7 protein-coding genes, 1 tRNA gene and 2 rRNA genes are annotated in these 8,124 nt (G+C 68.5%); 7 read left to right on the top strand and 3 right to left on the bottom strand.

The window, feature by feature from the left end:
• The 5 genes from ACESMY_RS15505 to ACESMY_RS15485 form a co-directional block, all read left to right on the top strand.
• Window positions 1–172: ribosomal RNA gene (locus tag ACESMY_RS15505) — 23S ribosomal RNA — on the top strand; the annotation flags it as partial.
• A 79-nt stretch (window positions 173–251) separates the two neighbouring features.
• Window positions 252–366 (top strand): 5S ribosomal RNA (rrf, locus tag ACESMY_RS15500).
• Window positions 367–422: 56 nt separating this feature from the next.
• Window positions 423–499: transfer RNA gene (locus ACESMY_RS15495), tRNA-Met, on the top strand.
• Between the two features lie 125 nt (window positions 500–624).
• Window positions 625–2,280, top strand: coding sequence for an FAD-dependent oxidoreductase (locus tag ACESMY_RS15490; RefSeq protein WP_372785515.1), 1,656 nt, complete (start codon window positions 625–627; stop codon window positions 2,278–2,280).
• 11 nt (window positions 2,281–2,291) lie between these two features.
• Window positions 2,292–2,600 carry a UBP-type zinc finger domain-containing protein gene (locus ACESMY_RS15485; protein WP_372785514.1) on the top strand — a complete coding sequence of 103 codons (309 nt, stop codon included), beginning with the start codon at window positions 2,292–2,294 and terminating at the stop codon, window positions 2,598–2,600.
• Here ACESMY_RS15485 and ACESMY_RS15480 read toward each other — a convergent pair.
• Window positions 2,594–3,463: an FkbM family methyltransferase gene (locus ACESMY_RS15480; protein ID WP_372785513.1), complete on the bottom strand. Its 870-nt coding sequence runs from the start codon at window positions 3,461–3,463 to the stop codon at window positions 2,594–2,596. The genes ACESMY_RS15485 and ACESMY_RS15480 overlap by 7 nt on opposite strands.
• A 114-nt stretch (window positions 3,464–3,577) precedes the next feature.
• Here ACESMY_RS15480 and ACESMY_RS15475 point away from each other — a divergent pair, with 114 nt between their 5' ends.
• Entirely contained in the window at window positions 3,578–4,069 is a 492-nt protein-coding gene (locus ACESMY_RS15475) for an AraC family ligand binding domain-containing protein (protein WP_372785512.1), read from the top strand.
• Window positions 4,070–4,104: 35 nt separating this feature from the next.
• Here the strand turns inward: ACESMY_RS15475 and ACESMY_RS15470 are convergent, their stop codons facing one another.
• Window positions 4,105–5,142, bottom strand: a complete 1,038-nt coding sequence (locus tag ACESMY_RS15470; protein WP_372785511.1) for an acetamidase/formamidase family protein — start codon at window positions 5,140–5,142, stop codon at window positions 4,105–4,107.
• Window positions 5,143–5,310: 168 nt separating this feature from the next.
• Between ACESMY_RS15470 and ACESMY_RS15465 the strand changes: the two genes are divergently transcribed.
• Window positions 5,311–5,805 (top strand): SRPBCC family protein, encoded by a 495-nt coding sequence (locus ACESMY_RS15465; RefSeq protein ID WP_372785510.1) that lies wholly within the window; start codon window positions 5,311–5,313, stop codon window positions 5,803–5,805.
• Between the two features lie 3 nt (window positions 5,806–5,808).
• Here the strand turns inward: ACESMY_RS15465 and ACESMY_RS15460 are convergent, their stop codons facing one another.
• Entirely contained in the window at window positions 5,809–8,052 is a 2,244-nt protein-coding gene (locus ACESMY_RS15460) for an ATP-binding protein (protein ID WP_372785509.1), read from the bottom strand.
• Window positions 8,053–8,124 lie beyond the last annotated feature (72 nt).

The following is an 8,124-nucleotide window of genomic DNA, read 5'->3' as shown; positions in this document are numbered from 1 at the left end:
CAGGGTAGCTAAGTATGGAAAAGATAACCGCTGAAAGCATCTAAGCGGGAAACTTACCTCAAAACAAGGCTTCGCCGAGAGCCGTGGTAGACCACCACGTTGATAGGCCAGGTGTGGAAGTGCCGCGAGGCATGTAGCTTACTGGTACTAATCGCTCGATCGGCTTGATCGTTCTTAGCAAAATTCATGCGCGCTCAGGTTTGAGCCTGCGCAGACCTTGATGTCTTCTCAAATCACATCCGTTTCGTTGACCTGGTGGTTTTGCCGGGGGGTCCCCACCCGATCCCATTCCGAACTCGGTCGTTAAGCCCCTCTGGGCCGATGGTACTTCGTCTTAAGGCGCGGGAGAGTAGGTCGCCGCCAGGTCTACCAAACGGATGTGAGTTCCAGACCCTTCAATTCACGATTTCAGACAGCTTTGCCGCGGGGTGGAGCAGCCCGGTAGCTCGTCAGGCTCATAACCTGAAGGTCACAGGTTCAAATCCTGTCCCCGCACCCAAGTTCAGAGAAGGCCGGTTCCGGAAACGGAGCCGGCCTTTTTGCTGTGCGCGATGCAGCCGGGCGGGCTCGGAACGCCGGTGGGCGATTGCGCGGCGGCGCGGGGCCGGACACTCTTCGTCCGTGATGAACGAAACCTTCTCTCCCACGCTCGCCGCCCGGCGCAGCCAGATGTTCCCGACCCTGGAGCCTGACGACATCGCGCGCCTGCGCCGGTTTGGCGAGCCGCGCCGCTTCGCGGCTGGCGAAGCGCTGTCGCGGGCGGGCGAGACCGGCCATGGCCTGACCGTCATCGTCTCCGGCGAGGTCGCTGCGACCTGGTCCGACGAGAACGGCGAGCGCCACCTGATCGTCACCCACAGCCCAGGCTCCTTCATGGGGGAGCTCGCCCAGCTCTCCGGCCGCCCGGCGCTGGTCGATTCCATCGCCGAGAATCCGGTCGAGGCGCTCGTCATCCCGCCCGAAGGCCTGCGCGCCTTGTTCGTGGGCGAGGCCGAGCTCGGCGAGCGGATCATGCGCGCGCTCATCCTGCGCCGGATGGGGCTGTTGGAGACCGGCGCCGGCGGGCCGATCATCGTCGGGTCCGACGACCAGCCGGACGTCCGCCGCCTGGTGAATTTCCTGGTCCGCAACGGCCACCCCTACCATCGCCTGGACCCGGCGCACGACGCGGGGGCGCAGGCGCTGATCGAGCGGTTCCATGTGGCTGCGGGCGAACTGCCCATCGTGGTCTGTCCGGATGGCCGCGTGCTGCGCAATCCCGGCGACGACGCGCTCGCCCGGTGCCTCGGCATGGTCCATTCGCTGGACCCGACCAAGCTCTACGACGTGGTGGTGGTGGGCGCGGGACCCGCCGGCCTGGCGACCTCGGTCTATGCCGGGTCGGAAGGGCTTTCCGTTCTCGCTCTCGATTGCCGCTCGTTCGGCGGCCAGGCCGGGGCCTCGGCGCGCATCGAGAACTATCTGGGCTTTCCAACCGGGATCAGCGGCGGGGCGCTGATGGGGCGAGCCAACACCCAGGCCCAGAAATTCGGCGTCGAAATGGCCATTCCCGACGAAGCGCGGCGCCTTGCGAAGAACGCGGCGGGCGACGGCTACACCCTCACCCTAGCCGACGGTGAGAGCGTCCGCGCGCGTGCGGTCGTCATCGCCAGCGGCGCGCTCTATCGCCGTCCGGCGCTCGCCGACCTCGACGCCTTCGAGGCCGCCTCGGTCCACTACTGGGCCTCGCCCCTGGAGGCGCGGCTCTGCGCGGACCAGGAGGTGGCGCTGGTGGGGGCCGGCAATTCGGCGGGCCAGGCCATCGTCTATCTGGCGAGCCGGGTGGCCAAGGTCTGCGTCCTGGTGCGCGGGCGTGCGCTCGCCGACAGCATGTCGCGCTATCTCGTCGACCGGATTCAGGGCCTGGCGAACGTCGAGGTGCGGCTGGGTTGCGAGCTCAGCGCGCTGGAAGGCGCCGACGGTGTGCTGGAGGCGGTGCGCTGGCGCGATAAGGCGACGGGCGTCGAGGCGCGCCGGCCGATCCGGCACATCTTCCTGTTCGTCGGCGCCGACCCCAACACCGACTGGCTGAAGGGCTCGGAGGTGAAGCTGGACGACAAGGGCTTTGTGCTGACCGGGCCGGAGGCGGGCGCCGCTGACCTCGAGACCAGCCTGCCCGGCGTGTTCGCGATCGGCGACGTGCGCGCCGGCTCCGTCAAACGCGTGGCCGCCGCCGTGGGAGAGGGCGCGCAGGTGGTGGCCGCCCTTCACAAGCATCTCGCCGCGGCCGCGGCCGCCTGAAGGAGGAGCCCATGGAAGACGCCTGCCGCCATACCGCCGGAATACTGGACGTGACGCCGAGCGCGCTCGGCTGCGAGGAGTGCCTGAAGATGGGCGCCGTATGGCTGCACCTGCGGCTCTGCCGGACCTGTGGCCATGTCGGCTGCTGCGACCAGTCGCCGAACCGCCACGCCACCGCGCACTTCCACGCCACCGGCCACCCGATCATCGAGGGCTACGATCCGCCGGAAGGTTGCGGCTGGTGCTATGTCGACGAGCTGTTCTTCGACCTGGAGGATCGCCGCACGCCGCAGCGTGGTCCCATTCCGCGTTATTACTGAGGGGCGCGGTCGTCGCCCTTGGCGTTGAGGCTCGCGAGATAGCGGGTGAATGAGCCGCCGGCGAGGAGCCCGCGGCCTTCCAGCACCGTGAGGATGTGACCGGTCAGGTCGACGCTGCGGTAGCCGTGGTGCGCTAGCAAGGCGATCTTCTTGAGCAGGTTGGGGTCGAGCTCCGGATCGATGACGTTGCGCATATAGACCGCGTCGGCCTCGAGGAGCTGGTTGAAGGGCTGGCGGTCGTTGCTGTTGCGCCGCACCGGGCTGATCGACCAGCGCTTCACCTCGGTGAAACAATGCGGGATGAATCCGTGCGCCCGCATCCAACCATCGATCTCGCCGAAAGTGGGCTGGCCCTCGTAGAGCGGGATGAACGACACCTCGAGCTGGATCATGGCGCAGCCGGCGAGGCGCGTCTCGCCATGCGTCAGGACCTGTAGCTCGGCCCCCTGGATATCCATCTTCAGGAAATCGATGTCCGGCAGGCCGACAATGTCGTCGAGCCGCCGCGTCTCGACCTCCTGCCGCGACTGAATCCGCCCGAACTCGGTGAAGCCGTTGAAGAAGGCCAGGCGCTCGGGCAGGGGCCGAAGCAGCGAGGTCATGCCGGAGGCGGGGCTTGCGATGTGCAGCATCTGGCGGGTCCCGTCGCCCACGACCTGCGGGAAGAGCGTGAGGCGCTCGCCATAGGTTTCGCGCAGTTTCGGGTGCTGGCGCACATCGGCATCGAAGGCGTTCAGATGCGCCAGTCCGGTCAGCACCATGGCGTGATAGGGCGGCGGCGCGCCGAGGCAGGCGGCGCCGATGTCGGCGACCTGCAGAGCGCCCGGAAGATCGAGGATGTGGGAGAGGACGTCGGCGGACATGGCGCGAGGCTAGCATGCGCCGGACCGGCGATAGAGCGCGCGCTGGGACGGTTTTTGTTTGCGGACGGGCCGACGACTGTGGCCACCTGCCGGCGCCATCCGTGGAGGCCGCCCATGACCCGACGCCTGTCGCCCAAACTCGCCATTCCAATCGCCGGCCTGCTGGGGGCGATAGCCGCTGGCGGTGTCGCCGCCTCGGCCGCCGCGCAAGGGGCCGACGACGGCCGCTACGTCTCGGCGGCCGAGCTGAAGGCTATGGTCGCAAAGACGACCAATGGCCTGGCGACCGCGCCCGTGCCCACCGGCCCGGGCGGCACGGTGCTCGTGGCCCGGCGCGACAAGGAGGGCGATGTCGAGGTGCACGAGCATCTCAACGACGAGTTCGTGGCCCAGACCGGCCACGCCACCGTCAAGGTTGGCGGCAAGGTCACGGGCAACCATCAGACGGCGCCCGGCGAATGGCGCGGCGGGACCATCGCCGGCGGCCACATCTACCAGCTCGCGCCCGGCGACGTGCTGTGGATCCCGGCCGGCGCCCCGCACCAGGTCACGCCCAAGGGCGGGCCGTTCAGCTACCTGGCGGTCAAGTTCGAGGCCAAGCCCTAGGCGACCGCCGCGGAGGCCCGCGTGCTTCGAGGCTGTTATTTCGCGAAGATCGCCTTGGGCATCATCACGTGCACGCCCTTGTTGCGGTCGACGACCTCGGTGATGTCGACGTCGCCGGCGACGCTTACCAGCATATAGGCGTCGTCTCGCGAGAGGCCCTTGGCCGAGATCAGGAAATCGACCATCTCGCGCACCGCCTTGTGGGCGGCGATGGAGAGGTCGTCGTCGAAGCCCATGGCGATGTAGTGGGTCGGGGTTTCGGCGCGCGGGCCCGACAGCTTCTCGCCCTTGTGCAGCACGAACTGCAGGGTCCCGATCAGCGAGGTTTCCATGGCGGTGACGTCGACCTCGCCGTTGCCCTGGCCGGCGTGTCCGTCGCCCACCTCGAACAGCGCGCCCTTGGCGTGGACCGGGAGGAAGAGGGTGGTTCCGGCGACCAGCTCCTTGTTGTCCATATTGCCGCCGTTGATGGTCGGGGGCGTCGAGTCATAGCGGCCGAAGCCGGGTGGTGGAGCGACCCCCATGCTGCCGAAGAAGGGATGCAGCGGGATGGTCACGCCGGGCGCGAAGTGGGCGACCATCCTGGCCTTGTCGAGCGGGATGATCTTGGTCCGCGCATAGGGGAAATCGTCGGTCAGTATGCCCGCGCCGTAGCGGAAGCCGTTGTAGGCATAGGGGATCGCCAGATCGATCTTCTGGATGCGGATCTCCAGCGTGTCGCCGGGCTCCGCGCCCTCGATGGCGATCGGGCCGGTGAGGATGTGGCCGCCGGGCCCGCGGGCCGAGGCCGGGACATTGGCGTAGACGTCCCGCAGCGAGGCCTCGACCTGGTCGGGCGGCACGCCGTTGCGCTCCAGGCCCGTCGGGCTGTTGGTCAGCAGGGTGTGGACCACGACGGTGTCGCCGGAATGCACCGTAAGCGCGGGTTTGGCCGTGGCGTCATAGTTGCCCCAGGCGACGGTCGCGGGCGTCACCTCCAGGGTGAAGGTCTGGCCGGTCGGCTCGGCGTGCGCGGCGCCGGCGAACAGGATCGCGACGGCGGCGACGGCGGCGGGCTTCAGGCGGTCGGACATGTAGCGCTCCCCAGGCCGCGTCGGCGGCGGGGCGACTATTGGGCGACCCGCCGAGCCGTGCAAGCCGCCGGGACGGCTGCCGAGGTTCGCGAAGAATCTGCCCGTCCTGTCGGCTCGGCCGATGCTGGTTCGTCTTTCAGATGAGCATCTGGATGAGGAGCTACAGCCATGGCCGGCCCCCTGAACGCCGACACCTTCCGCGTGGAGCGTTCGATCGCGATCGATGCGCCCGCGCAGGCGATCTTTCCCCACATCGACGACTTCCACGCCTGGGGCGCCTGGTCGCCCTTCGAGAAGAGGGATCCGGTCCTGGCCAAGACCTATTCCGGTCCGGCCAGCGGCAAGGGCGCTGCCTATGCCTGGGCGGGCAAGAAGGCCGGCTCCGGGCGGATGGAGATCGTCAGCTCCGAGGCTCCCCGCAAGATCGTCATCCAGCTAGACTTCACCAAGCCGATGACCGCACACAACACCGCCGAATTCACGCTGGAACCGCAGGGAGCGGGCACGAAGGTGACCTGGGCCATGCACGGCCCCGCCACGTTCATGTCGAAGATGATGGGACTGTTCTTCAGCATGGACAAGCTGGTCGGCGCGGAGTTCGAGGAGGGCTTGGCCAGCCTCAAGCGCCTGGCGGAACAGAAGGCGGACGCCGTCTCCGCCTGAGCCTCAGCCGGCGATGCGGATGATCTCGGTCAGCATCTGGGCCGGGGAGAAGGGCTTGGGCACGAAGCCGTTCATGCCTGCGGCCTGATAAGCGGCCTGGTGGTGGGTCATGACGTCGGCGGTGAGCGCCACGACGGGCACAGAGGCCTGCGGCTGCGGGAGGTCGCGGATGCGCCGGGTGGCTTCCATTCCGTCCATGCCGGGCATGTTCACGTCCATCAGGATCAGGTCGTAGCCGCCCTTCGCCGCCGCGGCGATCGCCGCCTCGCCGCTCTCGGCGGTCTCGGCCTCGGCGCCCAGCGCCTCCAGGGACTTCAGGCCGACCAGGCGGTTGGTGCGGTTGTCGTCGACGATCAGGATCTTCAGGCCAGCCAGCGGCGCCTCGTCGAGGTTTGCCTCCGGAGCGGCCGTCAAGGGTTCGGCGTGCGGCGCGGCGATCTCGAACCAGAAGACCGAACCGACGCCCTCGGTGCTTTCGAAGCCCATTTCACCGCCCATCAGCTGAGCGAGGCTGCGGGAGATCGCGAGGCCAAGGCCGGTGCCGCCGAATTTGCGGTCGGGGCCCGCGTGGGCCTGCTGGAAGCGGTCGAAGAGCGCGGCTTTTGCGGTCTCAGGCACGCCCACGCCGGTGTCGTGCACCTCGCAGCGCAGCCTCCGGCGCTTGCCGCCCACGTAGCTCATCCGCACCTCGACGCCGCCAGTGTCGGTGAACTTCACGGCGTTGCCGATGATGTTGAACAGGCACTGGCGCAGGCGGACCGGGTCGATTTCCGCCCAACTGACCGGACCGCCGACGGCCCGCAGATAGAGGTTCTTGGCGTCGGCCTGCGGATGTAGCAGCGCCACGACGCTGGCCATCACCGCCGCGGGATCGGTGGGCGTGGGCGTCACCTCGAGCTTGCCGGCTTCCATCTTGGAGAAGTCGAGCACGTCGTCGATCAGCTGGGCCAGCATGTCGCTGCAGGCCAGCGCCTCGCCCAGCAGGTCGCGGCCCTCGGCGCTCAGCGGCTCGCGTTTCAAGAGGTTGAGAACCCCGACGATACCGTTCATCGGCGTGCGGATCTCGTGGCTGACGGAGGCCAGGAAGCTCGACTTCGACGCGGTGGCCGACTCCGCTATGAAGCGCGCCTCGGTGAGCGCCATTTCCTGGCGCTTCTGGTCGTCAATATCGAGCAACAGGCCCACGCCGCGGATCGGGGTCCCGGCCGCATCGCATTCGGTCTGCCAGTAGACGCGCACCCACAGCGGGCCCTCGGCGCGCACGATCCGCGCTTCGGCGTAGGTTGCGTGGCCCGCCTCGGCGCTGCCCGCGCTCAGCAGGCGCACGGCCTCGCGGTCGTCGGGATGGAACATGCCGCGCGGTTCTTCCGTGGTGGCGGCGGCGAGGGCGGTCGGGCCCAGGAGTTCGCGGAACTCCGGCGACATCCAGTAGTCGCCGGTTTTGTAATCGTAGCCGAACACGCCGGCGCGGGCGGCGGTCAGCGCCAGCTTCAGGCGCTGGGCGCTGGTGTTGGCCTCGTCTCGGGCCTGGGCGAGCGCGGTGACGTTCTGGCTGATGCCGTACATCTCGTAGCGGCCCGACTTCAGCTTGCGGCCGGAGCGGTAGAGCACCCGCAGGTGCCGCATGTCGCCCTCGCCGGTGCGGTAGCGCATCTCCGCCTCGTCCGTGCCCTCCTCGGCCGTGAGGCGATCGCGGATGGCGGTATCCTTGTCCCGGTCGTCGTCGTGCTGGATCAACCGCAGGATGGCCAGCGGAACGGGATCCTGGTTGCCGCCGTGGCCCAGGGCGAGTTCGCTGGGGAAATGGTACAGTTCGGCGTCCGGGTCGTAGCGCCAGACCCCGATTTCGGCGTCGTGCATCAGCCGGCTGCGGGCGGCGAAATCGGCCTTCATCCGCTCCAGCACGGCGCGCTCGCCGGTGACGTCCAGCAGCATGGCCAGCAGGCGGCCCTCGTCCTGGGGCGTAAGGTCCAGCCGCAGCCAACGCGGCCCGTCCGCGCACTGGAAGCCGAAGGTCTGCACGCCATCGCCGGCCGGGACATCGGTCGCGGCGCCGCGCAGGCGCTGGCCGAGGGGTTCGCCGATCAGGCTGGCGGCCGGCACCTGCAGCAGCTCGGCGAAGGCCGCGTTGGCCTCCAGGATGGTGAGCTTGTCGTCCGTCACCGCCATGGGTGTCGGCAGGGTCGAAAACCCCGGGCCGAAGGCCCCGCCGCTCGCGGCGTCCTTGGAAGCGTGCAGGGCTGCCATTGAGGCAGGATGCCGAGATCAGGTTAAGGTCTTCCTCCCATCGGCCGGCTTCCGGACAATTCCGCCGCAAGA

This window comes from Phenylobacterium sp. (genome assembly GCF_041691455.1).
Classification (GTDB): domain Bacteria; phylum Pseudomonadota; class Alphaproteobacteria; order Caulobacterales; family Caulobacteraceae; genus Phenylobacterium.
Note: the sequence above shows the minus strand (reverse complement) of the source record. Positions and strands in the feature narration are given on the sequence as shown.

Excerpts from the sequence above, each read along its gene's own strand:
- ACESMY_RS15490 (WP_372785515.1), top strand. The coding sequence starts at position 625 with ATGAACGAAACCTTCTCTCCCACGCTCGCCGCCCGGCGCAGCCAGATG.
- ACESMY_RS15485 (WP_372785514.1), top strand. The coding sequence starts at position 2,292 with ATGGAAGACGCCTGCCGCCATACCGCCGGAATACTGGACGTGACGCCG.
- ACESMY_RS15480 (WP_372785513.1), bottom strand. The coding sequence starts at position 3,463 with ATGTCCGCCGACGTCCTCTCCCACATCCTCGATCTTCCGGGCGCTCTG.
- ACESMY_RS15475 (WP_372785512.1), top strand. The coding sequence starts at position 3,578 with ATGACCCGACGCCTGTCGCCCAAACTCGCCATTCCAATCGCCGGCCTG.
- ACESMY_RS15470 (WP_372785511.1), bottom strand. The coding sequence starts at position 5,142 with ATGTCCGACCGCCTGAAGCCCGCCGCCGTCGCCGCCGTCGCGATCCTG.
- ACESMY_RS15465 (WP_372785510.1), top strand. The coding sequence starts at position 5,311 with ATGGCCGGCCCCCTGAACGCCGACACCTTCCGCGTGGAGCGTTCGATC.
- ACESMY_RS15460 (WP_372785509.1), bottom strand. The coding sequence starts at position 8,052 with ATGGCAGCCCTGCACGCTTCCAAGGACGCCGCGAGCGGCGGGGCCTTC.